The 20,691-nt window shown below is 69.7% G+C and carries 20 protein-coding genes; 12 read left to right on the forward strand and 8 right to left on the reverse strand.

The genetic code is table 11. From position 1 onward, the window contains the following. Both JHN63_RS26665 and JHN63_RS26670 read left to right on the forward strand, forming a co-directional pair. Positions 1-236: C40 family peptidase (locus tag JHN63_RS26665; RefSeq protein ID WP_200685181.1), on the forward strand; the 236-nt coding region annotated here is incomplete at its 5' end. Between the two features lie 202 nt (positions 237-438). Beyond that, on the forward strand, positions 439-897 hold the full coding sequence (locus tag JHN63_RS26670; RefSeq protein ID WP_200685184.1) for a hypothetical protein: 459 nt from the start codon (positions 439-441) through the stop codon (positions 895-897). A 1-nt stretch (position 898) separates the two neighbouring features. On the opposite strand, the gene JHN63_RS26675 is transcribed toward JHN63_RS26670, so the two are convergent. Further along, a complete protein-coding gene (locus tag JHN63_RS26675; protein ID WP_200685186.1) occupies positions 899-1,759 on the reverse strand; it encodes an endonuclease/exonuclease/phosphatase family protein in 861 nt (286 codons plus the stop codon). 188 nt (positions 1,760-1,947) lie between these two features. On the opposite strand from JHN63_RS26675, the gene JHN63_RS26680 reads away from it, so the two are divergent. From JHN63_RS26680 to gndA, 3 genes are all read left to right on the forward strand, one after another. Beyond that, the gene (locus tag JHN63_RS26680) at positions 1,948-2,529 is read left to right on the forward strand and encodes a GtrA family protein (RefSeq protein ID WP_374222949.1); all 582 of its coding nucleotides are present in this window, start codon (positions 1,948-1,950) and stop codon (positions 2,527-2,529) included. A 249-nt stretch (positions 2,530-2,778) separates the two neighbouring features. Then, on the forward strand, positions 2,779-3,156 hold the full coding sequence (locus JHN63_RS26685; RefSeq protein WP_234477742.1) for a hypothetical protein: 378 nt from the start codon (positions 2,779-2,781) through the stop codon (positions 3,154-3,156). Positions 3,157-3,300: 144 nt separating this feature from the next. Next, a complete protein-coding gene (gene gndA, locus JHN63_RS26690; protein ID WP_200685192.1) occupies positions 3,301-4,770 on the forward strand; it encodes an NADP-dependent phosphogluconate dehydrogenase in 1,470 nt (489 codons plus the stop codon). A gap of 34 nt (positions 4,771-4,804) precedes the next feature. Here gndA and JHN63_RS26695 read toward each other — a convergent pair whose 3' ends face one another. Continuing rightward, positions 4,805-5,812, reverse strand: a complete 1,008-nt coding sequence (locus JHN63_RS26695; RefSeq protein ID WP_200685194.1) for a LacI family DNA-binding transcriptional regulator — start codon at positions 5,810-5,812, stop codon at positions 4,805-4,807. A 287-nt stretch (positions 5,813-6,099) separates the two neighbouring features. On the opposite strand from JHN63_RS26695, the gene JHN63_RS26700 reads away from it, so the two are divergent. From JHN63_RS26700 to JHN63_RS26715, 4 genes are all read left to right on the forward strand, one after another. Beyond that, the gene (locus JHN63_RS26700; protein ID WP_200685196.1) at positions 6,100-7,026 is read left to right on the forward strand and encodes a carbohydrate ABC transporter permease; all 927 of its coding nucleotides are present in this window, start codon (positions 6,100-6,102) and stop codon (positions 7,024-7,026) included. A gap of 3 nt (positions 7,027-7,029) precedes the next feature. Continuing rightward, on the forward strand, positions 7,030-7,980 hold the full coding sequence (locus JHN63_RS26705) for a carbohydrate ABC transporter permease (RefSeq protein ID WP_200685198.1): 951 nt from the start codon (positions 7,030-7,032) through the stop codon (positions 7,978-7,980). Positions 7,981-8,026: 46 nt separating this feature from the next. Beyond that, positions 8,027-9,367, forward strand: coding sequence for a sugar ABC transporter substrate-binding protein (locus tag JHN63_RS26710; RefSeq protein WP_200685200.1), 1,341 nt, complete (start codon positions 8,027-8,029; stop codon positions 9,365-9,367). A gap of 161 nt (positions 9,368-9,528) precedes the next feature. After that, positions 9,529-11,583: a beta-galactosidase gene (locus JHN63_RS26715; protein ID WP_200685202.1), complete on the forward strand. Its 2,055-nt coding sequence runs from the start codon at positions 9,529-9,531 to the stop codon at positions 11,581-11,583. Here JHN63_RS26715 and JHN63_RS26720 read toward each other — a convergent pair. The 4 genes from JHN63_RS26720 to JHN63_RS26735 form a co-directional block, all read right to left on the reverse strand. Then, a complete protein-coding gene (locus JHN63_RS26720) occupies positions 11,576-12,223 on the reverse strand; it encodes a response regulator transcription factor (RefSeq protein WP_200685204.1) in 648 nt (215 codons plus the stop codon). The two genes, JHN63_RS26715 and JHN63_RS26720, sit on opposite strands and share 8 nt — an antisense overlap. Further along, on the reverse strand, positions 12,220-13,467 hold the full coding sequence (locus JHN63_RS26725; protein WP_200685206.1) for a sensor histidine kinase: 1,248 nt from the start codon (positions 13,465-13,467) through the stop codon (positions 12,220-12,222). The genes JHN63_RS26720 and JHN63_RS26725 overlap by 4 nt, the downstream gene beginning before the upstream one ends. 85 nt (positions 13,468-13,552) lie before the next feature. Continuing rightward, on the reverse strand, positions 13,553-14,620 hold the full coding sequence (locus JHN63_RS26730) for an extracellular solute-binding protein (protein WP_234477743.1): 1,068 nt from the start codon (positions 14,618-14,620) through the stop codon (positions 13,553-13,555). 203 nt (positions 14,621-14,823) lie between these two features. Continuing rightward, the gene (locus JHN63_RS26735; RefSeq protein ID WP_200685218.1) at positions 14,824-15,402 is read right to left on the reverse strand and encodes a TetR/AcrR family transcriptional regulator; all 579 of its coding nucleotides are present in this window, start codon (positions 15,400-15,402) and stop codon (positions 14,824-14,826) included. 137 nt (positions 15,403-15,539) lie between these two features. On the opposite strand from JHN63_RS26735, the gene JHN63_RS53035 reads away from it, so the two are divergent. The 3 genes from JHN63_RS53035 (at position 15,540) to JHN63_RS26750 (ending at position 18,609) form a co-directional block, all read left to right on the forward strand. Then, positions 15,540-16,121: a DUF2218 domain-containing protein gene (locus JHN63_RS53035; RefSeq protein ID WP_234477744.1), complete on the forward strand. Its 582-nt coding sequence runs from the start codon at positions 15,540-15,542 to the stop codon at positions 16,119-16,121. A 125-nt stretch (positions 16,122-16,246) separates the two neighbouring features. Beyond that, positions 16,247-17,416: a permease gene (locus tag JHN63_RS26745; RefSeq protein WP_200685220.1), complete on the forward strand. Its 1,170-nt coding sequence runs from the start codon at positions 16,247-16,249 to the stop codon at positions 17,414-17,416. A gap of 260 nt (positions 17,417-17,676) precedes the next feature. Then, positions 17,677-18,609 (forward strand): chitinase, encoded by a 933-nt coding sequence (locus JHN63_RS26750; RefSeq protein ID WP_307781989.1) that lies wholly within the window; start codon positions 17,677-17,679, stop codon positions 18,607-18,609. A gap of 6 nt (positions 18,610-18,615) precedes the next feature. Here JHN63_RS26750 and JHN63_RS26755 read toward each other — a convergent pair whose 3' ends face one another. After that, entirely contained in the window at positions 18,616-19,578 is a 963-nt protein-coding gene (locus JHN63_RS26755) for a GNAT family N-acetyltransferase (protein WP_200685224.1), read from the reverse strand. A 59-nt stretch (positions 19,579-19,637) separates the two neighbouring features. Continuing rightward, complete coding sequence (locus JHN63_RS26760) at positions 19,638-20,690, reverse strand: Atu2307/SP_0267 family LLM class monooxygenase (protein ID WP_200685226.1); 1,053 nt, start codon at positions 20,688-20,690, stop codon at positions 19,638-19,640. Between the last annotated feature and the right edge of the window lies 1 nt (position 20,691).

Genomic DNA, 20,691 nt, shown 5'->3' on the forward strand with positions numbered 1-20,691 from the left:
AGCGGGACGAGCGCGCCCGCACCGCCCAGGAACAGTCCGGTGCGGGCGCGCTCGTCCCGCTCACGGACATCCGCCCCGGCGACCTGATCTTCTTCTACGACAGCATCGACCACGTCGGCCTCTACACCGGCAACGGCCTGATGATCCACGCGCCGAGCCCGGGCACGCCGATCCGCGAGGAGTCGATCTTCTACGCGGGCGCCGCCGCCATCAGGGGCGCCGTACGGCCCGCCTGATCCGATCGGGGCCGGGCATTTCCCGGCCCCTGCCGCACACCTCGGGACACTCCCGGCCAACCGCGTCGTCGGCCCGTACGAGTGGTGCATCCTGGGGCACGGTCGTAGCGTCGAGAGAGACACGACGACCGCGCCCCGGCAGGCGGGCCACCGCCGGTGCGGATGCGGGGCGACGAGGACGAACAGGCGGCCGGGAGCGGACATGTACAAACACACCATGGTGGGCGTTGTCACCCTCTGTGCCGCCGCCCTGCTCGGGCCGGCCGTCGCCACCTCGTCGGCGGCCCCTGCCACGGCACCCGCGACCGCCCACCGGCAGCTCCAGGACCCCGTGCTGGTCGACTGCCTGTGGCATCCCGAGGTGCGCCCTACCGACTTCATGCTCGCCTGTGGCGACGGCAACAGCCGCCTGACGTCGCTGCGTTGGACGGAGTGGAACGCCAACTCCGCGACGGCCACGGGCTTCAACGTGGTGAACGACTGCAAACCCTATTGCGCGGTGGGCAAGTTCCACTCGTTCCCGGTGACCGTCCGGCTCGACTCCACGCAGACCTGGAAGCGGCATCCGCAGGTGCGGCAGTACGGCGAGATCACCCTGACGTACACCGGCGCGCGGCCGGACAGGTTCCAGCACACCGTGACCTACCCCCTGTGGAACTGACTCAGAGCGTCAACTCCACCACCAGCGGCCGGTGATCGGAGATCCCCGTCCGCGGCGCGGCCAGCGTCCCCACGGCGTCCTCGCCGAGCCCCGTCGTCATGATGTGGTCGAGCTGGACGAGCGGCCGGTGCGACGGGAAGGTCGGCCGCCGGGCCGAACTCCGCCAGCCGCGCGGCGCGGTGGCGTTCAGGGTGAGCCGGGGCAGCACGCCGAAGAGGTTGAAGTCGCCCATCAGCACCCGGGGTTGGGGCAGATCGGCGATCCAGCGGCGCACGGTGCGGAGTTGGCCGACGTTCCAGCCCGGCACGAACGACAGATGCACGGCCACGACGGTGAACGGGCCCTGCGGACCTTCCAGTACGGCCGCCAGGGCGGCCCGGGCCTGATCCCGGGCCAGCACCGGAGCGGCCCGCCCGGCGACCCGCAACGGCATGCCGAAGGGCGCCGCCGGGAGCCGTAGCGCCCGCCACTCGTGGACCGGGAGCCGGGACAGCAACGCCAGCCCGTGCGAAGGGACTTCGGGCCGCCCGGCCCCGGGGCCGTAGACGCGCATCCCGGGTTCGGCCGGGTCCAGGACCCAGCCCCGGCCCGGTACGGAACGGCAGTGCAGCGCCGTCGCGTAGCGCCAGTCGCGGGCGCCCATCGCACCGGCGGCGACCGCGGCCTGATCCACTCCGCCCGACCGTTCCTGGAGACAGTCGATCTCCTGGAGCGCCACCACATCGGCGTCCAGGGACGCGACGGCTTCGGCGAGGGGCGCCGAGGGGTCGCCGGGGGCAGCGGGCCTCGGGCGGCCGTCCGGCTGGATCTCCCGACCGTGCAGCACGTTGAACGTCGCGCATCTCACCAGTAAGTCACCCATGATCAGCGCGCATTGTACGTAGCCCGCCTGTGGGAGGGGCTTCGTGGGGCTCCCCGTTCGGACAGTGGGGCTCCCCGTCCCGAAAATGTACTTGCGTAACTCAAGCAATCCGCTATAGTTGAGTAAGTCAAGCAAACTTACGCGGCCGCATCACAGAGGCGCAGCGTACGGAGCGGATGGAGACCGCCATGGACGACGCGCCCCGGACCCCGGCCGCCCCCGGTCCGCTCGCCTCCTTCGCCCGGTTCGTGGCGCTGGGCGGCGGCATCGGGATCCTCTCCAGTGGGGCCGTGGCCCTGCTGGCCGACCGGCTGCCCTGGGCGCTGGCGAACGCGCTGATCACCGTCGTCTCCACCCTCCTGTGCACGGAACTGCACGCCCGCTTCACCTTCGGATCGGGCCGGTCCGCCGGATGGCGCGAGCACTGGCAGTCGGCGGGCTCGGCCGCGGCGGCCTACGTCGTGACCTGCGCCGCGATGCTCGTTCTGCACCTGGTGCAGTCGTCGCCCGGGATGCTGACCGAGCAGTTCGTCTACCTCGGCGCCTCGGGGCTGGCCGGCCTCGCCCGCTTCCTGCTGCTGCGCCTGTACGTCTTCGCCACCGGCCGCGACCGGACGACCGTGCCGGAGCAGCGGGCGAGCGGGACGGTGTCCCGGCCGGTGGCGGTCCCGGTACGGACGAGCATTCCGCTCCCCGCGAGGACGTCCACAGCGGTGTACGGGGCGTGGGAACTCCGGCGCCGCGACCTTGCCCCCGTAGGCGCCTCGTAGCGGCGGACGTACGTCCCCGGCTCCGGTCGGCCTCCCGCGATGACCGGCTACGCTGACCGTTTCGACATCGGAGGCGGCGGGGGCATGTTCGGAAAGCGACTGACAACGGGCGGACTGGCGGCACTTCTGATCGGAGCGCTCAGCGCATGCGGGGGCGGGGGTGGGGACAACGCCGGCACGCGATCCGCCTCCGATCCCGGTCGGAGCAGCACGAGCACCGCGCAGCAGGCTCAGCCGACCCCCGACACCGTGACCGGACTCCGCGACTCCGTCCGCCATCTCGCCAAGCGGACGGCGAAGGGCACTCGGCCGCACACCGTCACGAAGTGCACGTCCGCCACCGAGAAGGTCCGGCACACGTCCGGTTCGGGATCGGGCAGCAAGAAGAAGACCCGCACCTGGTACACCACGGAGACGCACCGGAAGTGCGCGAAGGTACGCAGGGGAACCGAGACGTACACCAGGATCGTCCGCAGGGAGCGGTGGTGCGTGAGCCTGGACGACGTGGGCGGCAACACCGCCAAGGACGACGTCTGGTACCAGGTCACCCGCGCCGCCTACGACGAGGCACGCACGGCGGACGAGCACGCGCGCGTGGAGTTCACCCCGACCGGTACGGGCTGCTGAGAGCGCGGGCCGACGACGCGCCGCCGGAACGAATTACGAATCGGGCTCCCGTACTTCGAGTCAATTCGTGATCACACACGTACCTGCGGACATGGGCGCCCAGCGCCGACCAGCCACGTCACCGACTCGGAGAACAGGCACCCCATGAACGCATCCGCACCGAACAGCCCAGCCGCCGACGCCACCGCGCAGATCGGCGTCACCGGCCTGGGTGTGATGGGCCGCAATCTGGCCCGCAACTTCGCCCGCAACGGCTACACGGTCGCCGTCCACAACCGATCGCCGCACCGCACCCATGAGTTGATGAAGGAGTACGGCGACGAGGGCGCCTTCGTCCCGGCCGAGACGGCACAGGAGTTCGTCGCCGCGCTCGAGAAGCCCCGTCGCCTGATGATCATGGTGCAGGCCGGTCCGGCCACCGACGCCGTGATCGACGAGTTCGCCGCGCTGATGGAGCCCGGCGACATGATCATCGACGGTGGCAACGCGCACTTCGCCGACACCCGCCGCCGCGAGGCGGCCCTGCGCGAGAAGGGCCTCCACTTCGTCGGCGCCGGGGTCTCCGGCGGCGAGGAGGGCGCGCTGAACGGCCCGTCGATCATGCCCGGCGGTTCGGCGGAGTCGTACGCCGTGCTGGGTCCGATGTTCGAGTCCGTCAGCGCGAAGGTCGACGGGGAGCCCTGCTCCACGCACATCGGGACCGACGGCGCCGGGCACTTCGTGAAGATGGTGCACAACGGCATCGAGTACGCCGACATGCAGCTCATCGCCGAGGCGTACGACCTGCTGCGCCAGGTCGGCGGCTACACCCCCGCCGAGATCGCGGACGTCTTCCGCCGCTGGAACGAGGGCCGACTCGGCTCCTACCTGATCGAGATCACCGCCGAGGTCCTCGCCCACACCGACGCGGAGACCGGTAAGGCGTTCGTCGACATCGTCACCGACGCGGCCGGGCAGAAGGGCACCGGCCGCTGGACCGTGCAGACCGCGCTGGAGCTGGGTTCGCCGGTCACCGCGATCGCGCAGGCCACCTTCGCCCGCGCCTCCTCCAGCCAGGGCGACCTGCGCGCCGCCTACCGCGGACTGCCCGGCGGCACCACTCCCCCGCTGAGCCGCACCGAGGCCGACCGGTTCACCGCCCAGGTGGAACAGGCGCTGTACGCCTCGAAGGTCATCGCCTACGACCAGGGCTGGAAGATGATCCAGGACGCGGCGACCGAGTTCGACTGGTCGATCGACCTCGCCGCGGTCGCCGGGATCTGGCGCGGCGGCTGCATCATCCGCGCCTCCTTCCTCGACCGCATCCGGGCCGCGTACACGACGGACCCGGGTCTGGTGAGCCTGCTCGGCGAGGAGACCTTCGCGCGGGAGATCGGCGACGCGCAGGTCCCCTGGCGCGAGGTGGTCGCCTCGGCGGCCCGCCGCGGCATCCCCGTCCCGGCGTTCTCCGCCGCGCTGTCGCACTACGACACGCTGCGCGCCGACCGGCTGCCGGCGGCCCTGCTCCAGGGCCAGCGCGACTTCTTCGGCGCCCACACCTACGGCCGTACGGACCGCACCGGCGCGTTCCACACGCACTGGTCGCGGCCCGGCCGCCCGGAGACGACGGCCTGAGCCGTACGGACCTGAGGTATCCCGGCCCTCCTGCTCAGGCAGGGGGGCCGGGTGTGTGTGCGGTGGGCGGTGCCGTGCTGTCGCGTATGACGAGCTGCGTGGGTACCAGCGTGGTGCCGTGCTCGTCGCCGCGCTGCCGCATCCGCCGCAGGACGCCCTCCACGCACAGGCGGCCCACCTCGGCGAAGTCCTGGTGGACGGTGGTCAGGGGCGGCAGGAAGGAGCCGGCCTCGGGGATGTCGTCGAAGCCGATCACGCTGACGTCCTCGGGGATGCGCCGGCCGCGCTCGTGCAGGGCCCGCAGCAGGCCCAGTGCCATCTGGTCGTTGGCCGCGAACACGGCCGTACAGTCGGCCTGTTGGGCCAGTTCCAGTCCCGTGCGGTAGCCGGACTCCGCCGACCAGTCGCCGCGTACGACGGGTGGCACGGGCCGTCCCGCGTCGGTGAGTTCGGCGCTCCAGGCGTCGGCGCGGCGCTGGGCCGCGAAGGACTCCTGGGGTCCTGCCAGGTGCCAGACCGTGCGATGGCCGAGGTCGAGGAGATGGCGTACGGCGGCCCGCGCGCCGCCGTTCTGGTCGGTGTCGACCACGCTGTAGCGGTCGCCCGCGTCGGAGTCGGCGACGACGACCTGGACATGGGGCGGCAGCGAGATGGTGGCCGCGTCGAGGAGGTGGACCTCCATGATCGCGATGACCGCGTCGACGGCGAGTTCGCCGAGGCGGGAGAAGGCTCCGCGCACCTCGTCCTGGGTGGGCACGGCGACCGGCAGGAGCGTCACGGCGTAGCCCTCGTGCGCGGCGGAGGTGGCGATCGCCTCCAGGGTGCGCATGTTGCCGGTGGTGGACAGGTTGAAGGTGATCACGCCGATGGTGCGGAACTCACCGCGTTTGAGCGCGCGGGCTGCGCTGTTGGGCCGGTAGCCCAACTCCTTCATGGCGGCGAGGACTTGCTGTCTGGTCTCCTCGTTGACGCCCGCGTAGCCGTTCGACACCCGGGAGACGGTCTGCGACGACACGCCGGCGACGCGTGCGACATCCGCCATGGACGCGCTGGGGGCACGTCTGGACGTTCGTTTGCGTCTGCGTGGCTTGTCCGTACCGCCCGAGGCACCGTCCACTGTGTCCACCTGTATCCCTCACATATCGATCCGATCGCCTCGGCCGTGTTTCACCAAACGACCCTTGACCACCGACATTGGGGCAGTGTAGACATGCCGCCATCAGATGTTTACGTAAACATAACAGCCCGGGGCCGTTGTGGACCGTCCTGTTTACGCAACATCGCGACGGCGTGTGACGCCGGTTCCGAGATGGACGAGCGAGGAACTACATGACGACGCTTCAACCCCCTGCGGCCGCGACTCGGCCCCCCAACAGGCCGTCGGCGAAACGGGACCGGCGCTCCTGGACAGGGTGGGGTTTCATCGGACCCTTCGCGGTGGTCTTCGCCTTCGTCTTCCTGGCTCCGATCGCGTACTCGATCTATCTCAGCCTCTTCCGCGACCAGCTCATCGGCGGAAACCACTTCGTCGGCCTGGACAACTACAAGCAGGCCTTCCAGGACGACCAGTTCTGGTCCTCCCTGGAGCGGGTCTCCCTGTTCCTGGTGATCCAGGTGCCGATCATGCTCGGCATCGCCCTGTTCGTGGCGCTCGCCCTGGACAGCGGCCGGCTCTTCGGCCGGGACTTCTTCCGGATCTCGATCTTCCTGCCGTACGCCGTGCCCGCCGTGGTGGCCACCCTGATGTGGGGCTTCATGTACGGCACCCAGTTCGGTCTGGTGGGTGACATCAACAGCGCGTTCGACGTGACGCTGCCCGACCCGCTCTCCGCGCACCTGGTGCTGGCCTCGATCGGCAACATCGTGACCTGGGAGTTCGTCGGCTACAACATGCTGATCTTCTACTCCGCGCTGCGGGTCATCCCGACCTCGCTGTACGAGGCGGCGGAGATCGACGGTGCCGGTCAGTTCCGCGTCATCACGGCCATCAAGCTCCCCGCGATCCGGGGCGCCCTGGTCATCGCCACGATCTTCTCGATCATCGGCAGCTTCCAGCTCTTCAACGAGCCGAGCATCCTGCGGCCGCTGGCGCGCAACGCCATCACGACGGACTACACGCCGAACTTCTACACGTACTCGCTGTCCTTCAACGGACAGCAGCACAACTACTCCGCGGCGGTCGCCATCATCATGGGGCTGATCACCATGATCATCGCCTACGTCGTGCAGCTCCGCGGCATGCGCAAGGGAGCCTGAGCCATGAGCACCCCCGTCACCACAGCCTCCCCTTCCGCGTCCACGCCGTCCGGCGGAGGCCACAAGGGCGCGCCCCGCCTGCGCACCCCGCGCAAGAAGCACTCCCCCGGGCGCCCCAAGCGCAGCATCCTGCTGACCGTGCTCACCGGTCTGATCCTGGTCTACACGGTCGTACCCCTGCTGTGGCTGGTCATCAACGCGACCAAGACCCAGGCGGGACTCGCCGACTCCAACGGCCTGTGGTTCGCCAAGCACTTCGCCCTCTGGTCGAACATCCACGACACGTTCACCTACCACGACGGCATCTTCGTCCGCTGGCTGCTGAACACCCTGCTGTACGTCGTGCTCGGCGCCGGCGGTGCCACCTTCCTGTCGATCCTCGGCGGCTACGCGCTGGCGAAGTTCGACTTCCCCGGCAAGCGCGGCATCTTCGCCGTGGTCATCGGCGCGGTCGCCGTGCCGGGTACAGCCCTCGCGGTGCCGACCTTCCTGATGTTCAGCAAGATGGGCCTGACGGACACCCCGTGGGCGGTGATCATCCCCTCGCTGGTCTCGCCGTTCGGCCTGTACCTGATGTGGGTGTTCGCCACCGAGGCCATCCCGGTCGAACTACTGGAGGCCGCCCGGATCGACGGGGCGGGCGAGATCCGCACCTTCTTCCAGGTCTCCCTGCCGCTGCTCGCTCCCGGTGTCGTGACCGTGCTGCTGTTCACCACGGTCGCGACCTGGAACAACTACTTCCTTCCGCTGATCATGATCAAGAACCCGGACTGGTACCCCCTGACCCTGGGACTGGACGCCTGGAACTCCCAGGCCCAGACGATCGGTGGTGACGTCATCTTCAACCTGGTGATCACGGGTTCGCTGCTCACCATCGTGCCGCTGATCGCCGCGTTCCTGCTGCTGCAGAAGTACTGGCAGTCCGGACTCGCCGCCGGAAGCGTCAAGGAATAACCCAACCCTCAAGAAGTCCCACCCACGAAGAAGTGGAAGCACCTCCATGCGCAGAACCACCAGCCGCCTGCTGCGCGGCTTCGCCCTCCTCTCCGTCCTCTCCCTGGGGGCGACGGCGTGCGGCAGCTCGGACGACGACAGCTCCAGCACCAAGGCGGTCTCCGCCTCGGACATCCAGGCAGCCCTGAAGAAGGGTGGCTCGGTCACCGTCTGGGCCTGGGAGCCCACGCTGAAGACGGTCGCCGCCGACTTCGAGAAGAAGTACCCGAAGGTCAAGATCAACCTGGTCAGCGACCGCTCCGGTGACAAGCACTACACCGCGCTGTCGAACGCGATCGCGGCCGGCAAGGGCGTCCCGGACGTCGCCCAGGTCGAGTACTTCGCGCTCAGCCAGTACTCCCTCACCAAGGGCCTCACCAACCTGACGCCCTACGGCGCCGACAAGCTGGCCTCCAAGTACACGGCCGGTCCGTGGAACGCGGTGAGCGACGGCGACAAGGTCTACGGCCTGCCGATGGACTCGGGCCCGATGGCGATGTTCTACAACAAGAAGGTCTTCGACAAGTACAAGATCGCCGTCCCGACCACGTGGGACGAGTACGTCACAGCGGCCGCCAAGCTGCACAAGGCCGACCCGAAGGCGTACATCGCCAACGACGCCGGTGACGCGGGCTTCACCACCAGCATGCTGTGGCAGGCCGGTTCGCGCCCCTACAAGGTCGACGGCACCAAGGTGACGGTCAACTTCGAGGACGCGGGCGCCAAGAAGTACACGGAGACCTGGCAGAAGCTGATCGACCAGAAGCTCCTCTCGCCGATCAACGGCTGGACCGACGACTGGTACAAGGGCCTCGGTGACGGCACCATCGCCACCCTGACCACCGGCGCCTGGATGCCCGCCAACTTCGTCAGCGGTGTCGCCGGTGCCTCCGGCGACTGGCGTGCGGCCCCGATGCCGCAGTGGACCGCGGGTGACAAGGCCAGCGCGGAGAACGGCGGTTCGTCCCTCGCCCTGCCGACCCTCGGCAAGAACAAGGAACTCGCCTACGCGTTCGTCGAGTACGCCAACGCCGGCGCCGGTGTCCAGACCCGTGTCGACCAGGGCGCCTTCCCGGCGACCAAGGCCGAGCAGCAGTCCGCGGCGTTCCAGAACAAGGCGTTCCCGTACTTCGGCGGCCAGCAGGCCAACAAGATCTTCGCCGAGTCCGCGGCCGAGGTCGCTTCCGACTGGTCGTACCTGCCCTTCCAGCAGTACGCCAACTCGATCTTCAACGACACCGTCGGCAAGGCCTACATCTCGGGCACCACGCTGGCTCAGGGTCTGAAGAGCTGGCAGGACGCCTCCGTCAAGTACGGCAACGAGCAGGGCTTCACGGTCAACAAGTGACCCGCTCGAAGTGACCGGCTCGCGGAAGTGACCGGCACGAAGAAGTAACGGCACCTCCTCGGGAGCCGCCGCCGAGCAGCAGTTCGCTCGGCGGCGGCCGCCCGGAACCCACCCCGCATCACGCATCGCCCACCGCCTCTGCGGTAACCGGAAGGACCACCATGATCTCCACCCTCCTGTCCCAGTTGCGGCACGGGCCGGACGGTGACGCCTCCACCCCCCGTCTCGCCTACGGCGCCGACTACAACCCGGAGCAGTGGCCGCGCGAGGTGTGGGACGAGGACATCCGGCTGATGCGCGAGGCCGGCGTCAACGTCGTCTCCGTGGGGATCTTCTCCTGGGCCCGTATCCAACCGGCGCGCGACGCCTGGGACTTCGGCTGGCTCGACGAGATCATGGACCTGCTGCACGCGGGCGGCATCGGCGTCGACCTCGCCACCGCGACCGCGTCCCCGCCGCCGTGGCTGAGCACGGAGCACCCGGAGATCCTCCCGGTGACCGCCGCCGGCGAGACGCTCTGGCCGGGCGGCCGCCAGCACTGGCGTCCCACCTCGCCCGTCTTCCGCGAGCACGCGCTGCGCCTGGTACGGAAGTTGGCCGAACGCTACGCCGACCACCCCGCGCTGGTCGCCTGGCACGTCTCGAACGAGCTGGGCTGCCACAACGTCTACGACTACTCCGACGACGCGGCCCGCGCCTTCCGCGACTGGCTGCGCGCCCGCTACACCACGATCGACACGCTCAACCAGGCCTGGGGCACGGCGTTCTGGTCCCAGCGGTACAGCGACTGGGAGCAGATACTCCCGCCCCGGCTGGCCGCGTCCTTCCCGAACCCCACCCAGCAACTCGACTTCAAGCGCTTCTCCTCGGACGCGCTCAAGGACCATCTGCGCGCGGAGCGCGACCTGTTGCGCGAGATCACGCCCAGTGTCCCGGTCACCACCAACTTCATGGTGATGGGCAACACCAAGGGCATGAACTACGCGGACTGGGCCGCCGAGATCGACTTCGTCTCCAACGACCACTACGTCCTGCCCGGTTCGCAGGACCGCGACGAGCTGTCCTTCTCCGCGAACCTCGTCAGCGGCATCTCCGCCGGCAAGCCGTGGTTCCTGATGGAGCACTCCACCAGCGCCGTCAACTGGCAGCCGGTCAACGTGGCCAAGCGGCCCGGCGACCTGGCCCGCGACTCGCTGCTGCACGTCGCGCACGGCGCCGACGCCGTCTGCTACTTCCAGTGGCGGCAGTCAGCGGCGGGCGCCGAGAAGTACCACTCCGCGATGGTGCCGCACGCCGGTGCCGACAGCGAGGTGTTCCGCGCGGTGGCCGAACTCGGCCGCACCCTGCGGACGTTGGCCCCGATCGCGGGGTCGGACCGGGAGACGGCCCGGGTCGGCATCGTCTTCGACTGGGAGTCCTGGTGGGCCAGCGAGCAGGACTCGCACCCCACCGACCGGCTCGACTACCGGCAGGAGGCGCTGGACTGGTACTCCGCCCTCCTCGACCTCGGTGTCCGGGCCGACGTCGTCACCGCGCAGACCGCCCTCGACCGCTACGACGTGGTGATCACGCCGGTGCTGCACATGATCCCGGCGGCCCTGTCCAAGGAACTGACGCGCTACGTCGAGCAGGGCGGCCACCTCGTCTCCACGTACTTCTCCGGTGTCGTCGACGAGAACGACCACATCTGGCTCGGCGGCTACCCGGGCGCCCTGCGCGACCTGTTGGGCATCCGCATCGAGGAGTTCGGCCCGCTGCTCGACGGCGACACGGTCGAGCTGGACCTCGCCGACGCCACCACGGGCTCCCTGTGGACCGACCGGATCGCGGTGACGGACTCCGAGGTGGAGGTACTGGCCCACTACCGCAGCGGCACGTACACCGGGCGCCCCGCCGTCACCCGCCGCACGGTGGGCGGGGGTTCGGCCGCGTACGTCTCCACGCGACTGGGCCGCGACGGACTCGCATCGCTGCTCCCCGAGTTGCTCGCGCCCGCCGGTGTCGGCAGGGAACTCCCGGACGCCGTAAGGGGAGATGTCGAACTGACCGTGCGCCGGAACGCCGACAGCCGCTACCTGTTCCTGGTCAACCGGACTGACAAAACAGTGCCGTTGACCGGACTGTCCGGTGACCTCCTGGTCGGCGAGGCGGGCGACGACGGCTTCCCCGTGCTCTCCCCCCGAGAGGTCGCCGTGGTGCGGCAGCCCGTCAGCTGAGTTCGAGCAGCCCCCGGCGGACGGCCTCCGACACGGCCGCCGCCCGGTTGTCGACCTTGAACTTGCGGTAGATCCGCACGAGATGGGTCTTGACCGTGGCCTCGCTGAGGAACAACGCCTCGGCGATGGCCCGGTTGCTGTTGCCCTCGGCCATCAGCCGGACGACCTCGACCTCACGATGGGTCAACTCCTGGGCGGGGTTGACCACTTGGCCGACGAGTTCGCCGACGACGTCCGCCGCGAGCCCGACCGACCCGGCGGCGGCCGTACGGACCGCCTGGAACAGTTCCTCCGGCGGCCCCGCCTTGAGCACATAGCCACGGGCGCCCGCCTCCAACGCCCGTACGACATCGGCCCGTCCGGCATAGCTGGTCAGCATGACCACCGCCACGCCCGGCGCCCGCGCGGCGAGCCGGCGGACGGCCTCGACGCCGTCGATCCCGCTCCCCGGCCCGGCGAACCGCAGATCCATCAGCGCGACGTCGGGCGTCAACTGCGCTGCCAGGCGTACGGCTTCCTCGCCACTGCCGGCCTCCGCGATCACATCGAGGTCCGGTTCGCCGTCGAGCAGGGCGCGCAGTCCGGCCCGTACGACGGTGTGGTCGTCCGCGACCAGGAGGCGGAGCGGTCCGCCGGTCATGCGGTGCTCGCCGCGGTGAGCGGTGCGACCGGTCGGCTGCGGGGCGGGGCGGCCACCGTGGCGCGGACTCTGGTCCCCCGGCCCGGCATGCTGCTCACGTCGAGGTCGCCGCCGCACTCGCGCAACCGCGCCCGGGCCGCGGGCAGTCCGAAGCCGCGGTCCGCGCGGGCACCGGCCGCGAAGGCCGCGGCCGGGTCGAAGCCCAGCCCGTCGTCGCTCACTTCGAGTTCCACCCGGTCCCGGTGCCGCCGGTAGGTGACCAACACGCTTCCCGCGCGGGCGTGTTCGCGTACGTTCGCCAGCGTGCTCTGCGCCACGCGGAAGAGGGTGGTGGCCGTGTGGTCGTCCAGTATCGGTTGATCCGCGCCCACCGTGCGGAACCGGACCCTGGCTCCGGCGCCTTCCGTCCGCGAGCGGGCGCACAGCAGACGCAGCGCGTCCTCCAGGCCCGCCTCGGCGACGGCGGTGGGAGTGAGGTCGCGGATGATCCTCCGGGTCTCCGCGAGGTTGGCGCCCAGTCCGTCGGCCACGGCTCGGACCCTGGTGCGTGCCACGTCAGGCCGCTCGTCCCAGTCGCGCTCGGCGACCTGCAACATCATGACGCTGCCCGCGAGTTCCTGGGCCAGGGTGTCGTGCAGGTCGCGGGCGATCCGGGTGCGCTCCGCGAGCACTCCGGCCCGACGCTGCTGCTCGGCGAGGGTGTCGCGGGTGTCCCGCAGTTCCTCCACGAGCCGCTGCCGGACGGCCGCGTCCCGCTGCTGGGTCCGGTACAGGGCGACGGTCGCCCACACCGCCGCGACGGGGACCAGCGCGACCTCGGGATCGAACCGGCCCGTGGACCGGACGAGCGACCCGACGAGCACGACGGTGATCGCGGCCACGGTCACCACGGCGGCGCGCCGGCCGAGCACCCGCAGGGCGACGCAGGCGAGCGGAACGGCGCACCACACATAGGCAGTTGTGAGCGGCGTTGGGGTCAGGAACGTCAGCGCGATCCACAGCAGGAGTAGTACGGGGACCCACGTACGCCTGCCGAGCGGCCCGAGCCGGTCCCACCACGTCAGCCCGGCCGCGTACACGAGGGCCAGCGCTCCGCTGAGGCTCACGATGTACCAGCACAACGGGATGTCGATCAGGGCGAGCCGGACGAAGCCCGCCCCGACGACGAGGAACAGCGCGAGATGGGAGACGTGCTCCAGGGTGTGCCGACTGCCGCGAACGGTCAACGGAGTGCGAGCGGACACGGCAGATCCCCTTGGGCCACATGATCAGGACAGGGCGTCCGAGTCTATCGACCACCTGTATGAACAGTGTGAACAGTGGGGTCCGTCACGCGCCCGGGTGCAGCCCCAGCCAGCCCGGCGAGGGGTCGCCCTTGACCTCGCCGAAGTAGAGGGCGAAGGTCTGCTTCCAGCGTTCGACCTGCGCGCGGTCGGCCATGAAGCGGGGGAAGCCGTCGATGTTCGCGTTCGGGTACTCCCAGATCGGCTTCAGCCCCGCCGGGGGCGTGATGTCGGTGCGTACCGACCAGCCGTTGAAGGACGCCTGCTGCTGGGCGGTGGACAGTTGCCAGTTGAGGTAGAGCTTGGCCGCCGTCGGGTTCTTGGCCTGCTTGAGGATCGCGGCGCGCTGACCCCAGGCCATGAAGGGATGGCCGTCGGGAACGACCCACTTCACGGGGGACGTAGAAGCAGGCGCGCCGGCCGTGCCGACGCCGATCGCCTTCTGCCCGCCGAAGACCGCGTCGCCCGGGGAGTTGCTGCCCCGGGCGAACCGCACGTCCTGCCCGGCGAGCGCGGCGACCCACTCCCAGCCGTACCGCTGCGCGTACAGCGTGTAGAGGTAGAGGGCCGCGTCGTCGTCGTGCGGGTAGGAGGAGGCGATCTTCCCCTTCCACTTGGGGTCGATCAGGTCGAGCGGCGTCCTGGGAGCGTCGGAACCGACCGCGGCGACGTCGTACAGGAAGCTGAAGCCGATCGCGCCGATGGCGACCCAAGTGCCCTGCGGGTCCTTGAACTTGTCGTAGACCTTCGAGAACCCGGCCGGCCGGTACGGCAGCAGGCGGCCCTGCTCCTTCCAGCGCGTGAAGTCCTGGAGGGTCTGGAGCTGTACGACGTCGGGCACCAGGGTGTCGGTCGCGAACTGGTTGTCCACGCGCACGTCGTGGTACTTGCTGTAGTCGACGATCAGGGTGAGGTCGATCCCGGGGAACCGCTTCCGGAAGGCCGCCTTGGTGGCGTCCTGCTGGGTCGGCGTGTCACCGCCGGCGTAGATCACCAGCTTGCCGCCGTCCGCCAGAGCGGCCCGGTACAGCTCGTCGAGCGTCCTGGTCTCCTCGCGGGAGGACCGGAGCGGGGCAGCGCCGGCGGGACCGGCCGTGGCACCGAGTGCGCTCATGGCGAGGGCGGCACCGGCTCCACCGGCGAGTACACGTCGTCTGCTGAGAAAACTGGACACTCTGCGGGGCCTCTCTGAGGGGGGTGTGAGGCCGATTCTTCAGCCGCTCAGGGGCCTTTCGCGTCGCCCGTACGGAGCGAGGCGCACGCGCGAGGTTGAAGTCGCGTTCAACCGATCGGTTGAACGGGAGGATGCCGTTCCCGTCAGTCCCGCGCCGGGCGCAGCCCCGCGACCGTGACCGTGACGAGTCGTCGTACGGCCGCCTTGGAGGGCAGGACGCCTGCCGCGGCGAGGGCGTGGAGGCAGTAGGTCGCGAGTTCGTCCGGGGAGACGTCGTCGCGGATGCCGCCGGCCTGCGCGCCCTCGGCCAGGAGTTCGCGGAGGAAGCGGTGGAGGTGCTGCTCGGCGCCGACGACGTGTGCGCCCTGGTGCAGCAGCGCGCCGAGTTCGGGTCCATGGCCGTGCCGCCGCTGCTGAATGAAGGCGTACGCCTCCAGTACCGCTCCGAGTCGCTCACCCGCGCTGCCCGAGCCGTCCCGGAGTTCGCCGAGTTCGCGGAGGTGCCCGGCGATCTGCTGCTCGTGCCAGGCCGTCATGATCGACTCGACGTCCGGGAAGTACTTGTACAGCGTGGCCCGGCCGATCCCGCTCTCCTCGGCGATCTTCGACATCGTCACCGAGCGCAGCCCACGCTCGGTGACCAGCACCGCCGTGGTCTCCAACACCGTGTCGCGTACGGCGCGACGGTGCTCCTCGATGGTCTCGTTCCAGAGCTTCGGCACGACCTCAGCATACGTCTCGCCGCCATCGATACAAGGTGCATTGACAGCGACAGAGTGTATCGATAAAGCTTTCAGCGCCACCCCCGGCCCGACCGAACCGAGGAACCAAGAAACCGAGGAACCGAGGAACCGAACCCATGCTCACCGCCGAAGCGCACATCGCCACCGACCGCCCCAGCCGCTACCTCGTGCAACTCTGCAAGCACTTCGCCAACAAGGGCCGCCATCTGAGCCATCGGCCGCGCACCCACACGCTCCCGGACCTTCGGCCCGACCAGATCCAGGTCGAGTGGACGGACAGCGACGGGACGCTGCGACTGCCGTGGGGGTGGTGCACCTTGCAGGCCGTTCCCGGCGCACTGCGGGTGCGCGTCGAGGCCGACGACCACGAGAACCTGGAGCGACTGCGGGAACTCGTCAGCTCGCACATCGCCAGGTTCAGCAGGCGCGATCCGTTGCGGGTGGAGTGGCAGCCGTCCGGCGACTCCCCCGGCAAAGCGGCAACTCCACCGCATCAACGGCCCGGCGGACGGACCAGGTTCGTCGTCGTCGGCGTGGCAGCCGCCGTCGTAGCCCTGCATCTCGCACTCGGCGGAACCGTCCTGGCCCACTCGCCGTGGACCGGCCGGGTCGTGGGGTTTCTGGTGACGGTCGTCGCGGTGAAGGCGGCCCTGGTGGGTGGTCTCGCCCTGCACCGCCACAGGAGCCGTATCGGATAGGCGGCCACATAGGCCCATCGGACGGGCCGGACCCGACAGGCCGCGCCGGACACGCCTCAGCACGCCCAATCCATACCCCCTAGGGGTATAGTCCTGCCAGGCGTACACCGGAGAGGGGCGGGTTCATGGGAGCGATCGGGCACGCGTTGTCCATTGCCGGGTCGATGACATGGGAGGTCACCTGGGCGCTGATCCTCGGGTTCACACTGTCCGCCGTCGTGCAGGCGGTGGTGCGTCGGTCGACGGTCGTACGGCTGCTCGGCGACGACCGGCCGCGCACGCTCGCGCTGGCCGCCGGGCTCGGCGCGGCTTCGTCGTCCTGTTCGTACGCGGCGGTCGCGCTCGCCCGTTCCCTGTTCCGCAAGGGTGCGAACTTCACGGCGGCCATGGCCTTCGAGATCGCCTCCACCAACCTGGTCGTCGAACTCGGCGTGATCCTGGCCCTGTTGATGGGCTGGCAGTTCACGGCCGCGGAGTTCGTCGGCGGGCCGATCATGATCGTCGTCCTCGCCGTGCTGTTCCGGCTCTTCCTGCGCCAGCGTCTGCTGCGCCAGGCGGAGGAGCAAGCGGATCGAGGGCTGGCCGGGTCCATGGAGGGGCACGCGGCGATGGACATGTCGATCGGGGGCGAAGGGAGCTTCGTCCGGCGACTGTTCTCGCGGGAGGGGTTCACGTCCGTCGCGCACATCTTCGTGATGGAGTGGGCCGCGATCCTGCGCGACCTGGTGGCCGGGCTGCTGATCGCGGGCGCGATCGCCGCCTGGGTGCCGGACAGCTTCTGGCACACGTTCTTCCTCGCGGACCACCCCCTCGCCGCGAAGCTGGTCGGACCGCTCGTCGGCCCGCTGGTGGCCGTCGCGACCTTCGTCTGCTCGATCGGGAACGTGCCGCTGGCGGTGGTGCTCTGGAAGGGCGGCATCAGTTTCGGCGGGGTGATCGCCTTCATCTACGCCGATCTGCTGATCCTGCCGATCCTGAACATCTACCGGAAGTACTACGGCGCCCGGATGGCCGGCTTCCTGCTGGTGACCTTCTTCGCGGCGATGGCCGTCGCCGGCTACGTCGTCGAATTCGCCTTCGGCGGGCTGGGGTTGGTCCCAGACCAGGCCGACGCCACGATCCCCGACGACGGGATCACCTGGAACTACACGACCTGGCTGAACATCGCCTTCCTGCTGCTGGCCGCGAGTCTGGTCGTAAGGTTCCTGCGCAGTGGCGGCCCGGCGATGCTGCGGATGATGGGCGGTTCGCCGGAGCACGGCGAGGACGACCACGCGCACGAGCACCACCACTAGCCCGGGACGCCTCGCACCGAATTCCGGCACCGGTGTGTTCAGTTCACTGTAAAGAACCTTGACAGACGATTGGTCTAGTCCAAATATGGTCGCTGTTCGTCCCGGTCAGGGACGGCTTCTCTCCTTTGAACACGGGAGTGTCAATGAGACGACCTGGGCTTCTTCGCGCGTCGATGTCCTGCGCGGCCGTAACCGCCTTGTCCACGGGGCTTGTCGCTCTCGGTGGGGGTGCCGCGAGCGCTGACCATCGCGCGCGGCCCATGCCGGACCATGTGGCGGCGCCGTACTTCGAGGCGTGGACCGGTGAGAGCCCGGCCGCGCTCGCCGCGGCGTCCGGCAACAAGTACCTCACGATGGCCTTTCTGCAGACCGAGGCGGCCGGTTCGTGTACCGCGTACTGGAACGGCCTGCCCGCCCAGCCGATCTCCAAGTCCACGTTCGGCAAGGACATCGCCACGATCCAGGCGCGCGGCGGCAATGTCATCCCGTCCTTCGGCGGCTACAGCGCGGACACCACCAACACCGAACTGGCCGACAGCTGCACGGATGTCGACGCCATCGCCAAGGTCTACGAGAGCCTGGTCACGACCTACGGCGTGAGCCGGATCGACCTCGACATCGAGGCCGACTCCATCAACAACACCGCCGGCATCGACCGCCGCAACAAGGCGATCGCCAAGGTGCAGCGCTGGGCCCAACGCACCGGCCGCAGCGTGGAGTTCTCCTACACGCTGCCGACCACCACCACCGGTCTCGCGCCCAACGGCGTGGCCCTGCTCCAGAACGCGGTCGACAACGGCGCGCGCGTCGACGTCGTGAACATCATGACGTTCGACTACTACGACAACGCCACCCACGACATGGCGGAGGACACCAAGACCGCCGCGACCGGCCTGCACTCCCAACTCGCCGCGCTCTATCCGAAGACGAACCCGGCGAAGCTGTGGAAGCGGATCGGCGTCACCGAGATGCCCGGCATCGACGACTTCGGCCCGGCGGAGACCTTCACCACGCAGAACGCGGTCACCGTGAAGAAGTGGGCCGTCGCCCGGGGCATCAACACGCTCTCGTTCTGGGCGCTTCAGCGCGACAACGGCGGCTGCGTGGGCACCGGCGGTGCCAACAACTGCTCCGGGATCGCCCAGGACACCTGGTACTTCAGCCACACCTTCAAGTCGTTCACCCGGCGGTGACGGGGATCATCCGGAGGTGACGGGGAGGATCGACTCCCAGGTGTCGACGCCGTAGTCGAGGGTCATGCCGTGCCGTTCGTACAGTGCGAGCGCGTTGCTGGTGTTGTCGGTGTCCACGCCCAGGCCGATGCGGTCGCGGCCCAGCGCCGCGTAGTGGCCGAAGGCGTGGCGCAGGAGGTGGCTGCCCAGGCCCCGGCCGCGGGCCTGGCGCAGGACGGCGAGGTTGGCGATCCAGGCCATGGTGGCGCGGTCGTTGTGGGTGCGCAGCAGTCCGGCGTCCCCGAGGCCGTCGACATGGGCGAGCCAGATCAGTGACCAGTCGACGCGCTCGGCGTGGATGTCGTCCAGCCACTGCGCGTAGGTGCGGTACTGGAAGTCGAAGTGCTCGGTCATGGACTCCTGGAGCAGGGCGTGGGCGCGTCGGCGGTCCGCCTCCTCCAGGCAGGGGCGCAGGGTCACACCGGGCGGGGAGGGTGGCAACGGGTCTGCCGCGGGTGACAGTTGACGGGTCATCACGTTGTAGCGGCGGACCGGTCGCCAGCCCCGTCCGCGCAGCGCGTCCACGTCCATGGTGGGCTTCAGGGTGAGGTGCAGGTGGACCACCGCTCGGGATGCTCCGTTGGCGGTGGCGCGCTCCGCGGCCCGGGTCTCCATCAGGTCGAACAGGTGCAGGGCGCCCGGCAGTCGGCCGGGCACGATGTAGTGGTCGATGTCGATCCGCTCGCCGCCCGAGTCGTCCCACAGGAGGCCGTAGCCGATCAGCCGGGCGCCCTCGAAGAGCAGCCAGGAGTCGCGCTCCAGGTCCACCTCGGGGTGCTTCAAGTCCGCCTGGATCTCGGCCAGTTCGGTGTCCGGGCGGCCGATCTCCAGGACGTCGATCTCGTTGAGCAGCGCACACACCGCCGACGCGTCGTCCGGGGTCGCCGGACGGACGCTCAGGCCGGGCGGCGCCGAGGTGGGAGCGGTCATGGACCCACTGTCGGGTGACCGCTCCCGGCCCGCAACAGAGTTTCCGGGTGCCGGTACGGTCAGGCCGCCATCAGCTCGCGCACCAGGGGCGCCACCTTCGTGCCGTAGAGCTCGATGTTGGTCATGAGGGTGTCGTGGGGCATTCCGGTGATGCCGTACTTCAGGTTGAAGCGGGTCGCGTCGAGGGTCTTGAGGGTGGCGGCGATCTTGCGGGCCACCGTCTCGGGCGATCCGACGTGCAGGGCGCCGCCGGGGCCGACGTCCCGCATGAGGCTCTCGCGGGTCGGGGTGCGGAAGCCGCGGTCGCGCGCGACGCTGCGGATCAGTTCCTGGAAGGCCGGCACGAATTCCTCCACCGCCTGTTCGTCGGTGGCGGCGACATGGCCGGGCGCGTGCACGCCGATCGGCCGCGCGGGGTGGCCGAACTCCGCGAGCGCCCGCCGGTACAGCTCGGAGAACGGGGCGAAGCGGGCGATGTCCCCGCCGATGATCGCCAGCATCAGGGAGAACCCGTACTGGGCGGTGCGGACGACCGACTGAGGGCTGCCGCCGACGCCGATCCAGGTGGGGATCGCGCCCGTCTCGCTGTGCGGGTAGACGGAGAGGCCGTCGAGGGCGGGGCGGGTGTTGCCGTGCCAGGTGACGGGCTTCTCCTTGAGGAGCTCGGCGAAGAGGGCGACCTTCTCCTCGAACAGCTCCTCGTAATCGCCGAGGTCGTAGCCGAAGAGCGGGAAGGACTCGGTGCTCGATCCCCTGCCGAGGATGACCTCGGCGCGACCCGCGGAGACGGCGTCGAGGGTGGCGTAGCGCTGGTAGACGCGGACGGGGTCGTCGGAGCTGATCACGGTGACGGCCGAGCTGAGGTGGATGTTCGCGGTGCGCGCGGCGATGGCCGCCAGGACGACGTCGGCGGCCGACAGCGGCATCGCCTCGGTGTGGTGCTCGCCGACGCCGAAGTGGTCGACGCCGACCTGGTCGGCGAGAACGCCCTCCTCCACCAAGCGGCGGATCGCCTGGCCGTGGGTGAGCGGCGCGCCCTCGGCGTCGTTCGTGACGTCACCGAAGGTGTCCAGTCCGAGCGTGATGCCGAAGGGGGTGGTCGGGGTGGTCATC

The organism is Streptomyces sp. MBT65, assembly GCF_016612545.1.
Taxonomy (GTDB): domain Bacteria; phylum Actinomycetota; class Actinomycetes; order Streptomycetales; family Streptomycetaceae; genus Streptomyces.

Coding starts and splice junctions, on each gene's coding strand:
- JHN63_RS26670 (WP_200685184.1), top strand. CDS start 439: ATGTACAAACACACCATGGTGGGCGTTGTCACCCTCTGTGCCGCCGCC.
- JHN63_RS26675 (WP_200685186.1), bottom strand. CDS start 1,759: ATGGGTGACTTACTGGTGAGATGCGCGACGTTCAACGTGCTGCACGGT.
- JHN63_RS26680 (WP_374222949.1), top strand. CDS start 1,948: ATGGACGACGCGCCCCGGACCCCGGCCGCCCCCGGTCCGCTCGCCTCC.
- gndA (WP_200685192.1), top strand. CDS start 3,301: ATGAACGCATCCGCACCGAACAGCCCAGCCGCCGACGCCACCGCGCAG.
- JHN63_RS26695 (WP_200685194.1), bottom strand. CDS start 5,812: ATGGCGGATGTCGCACGCGTCGCCGGCGTGTCGTCGCAGACCGTCTCC.
- JHN63_RS26700 (WP_200685196.1), top strand. CDS start 6,100: ATGACGACGCTTCAACCCCCTGCGGCCGCGACTCGGCCCCCCAACAGG.
- JHN63_RS26705 (WP_200685198.1), top strand. CDS start 7,030: ATGAGCACCCCCGTCACCACAGCCTCCCCTTCCGCGTCCACGCCGTCC.
- JHN63_RS26710 (WP_200685200.1), top strand. CDS start 8,027: ATGCGCAGAACCACCAGCCGCCTGCTGCGCGGCTTCGCCCTCCTCTCC.
- JHN63_RS26715 (WP_200685202.1), top strand. CDS start 9,529: ATGATCTCCACCCTCCTGTCCCAGTTGCGGCACGGGCCGGACGGTGAC.
- JHN63_RS26720 (WP_200685204.1), bottom strand. CDS start 12,223: ATGACCGGCGGACCGCTCCGCCTCCTGGTCGCGGACGACCACACCGTC.
- JHN63_RS26730 (WP_234477743.1), bottom strand. CDS start 14,620: ATGAGCGCACTCGGTGCCACGGCCGGTCCCGCCGGCGCTGCCCCGCTC.
- JHN63_RS53035 (WP_234477744.1), top strand. CDS start 15,540: ATGCTCACCGCCGAAGCGCACATCGCCACCGACCGCCCCAGCCGCTAC.
- JHN63_RS26745 (WP_200685220.1), top strand. CDS start 16,247: ATGGGAGCGATCGGGCACGCGTTGTCCATTGCCGGGTCGATGACATGG.
- JHN63_RS26750 (WP_307781989.1), top strand. CDS start 17,677: ATGCCGGACCATGTGGCGGCGCCGTACTTCGAGGCGTGGACCGGTGAG.
- JHN63_RS26755 (WP_200685224.1), bottom strand. CDS start 19,578: ATGACCGCTCCCACCTCGGCGCCGCCCGGCCTGAGCGTCCGTCCGGCG.
- JHN63_RS26760 (WP_200685226.1), bottom strand. CDS start 20,690: ATGACCACCCCGACCACCCCCTTCGGCATCACGCTCGGACTGGACACC.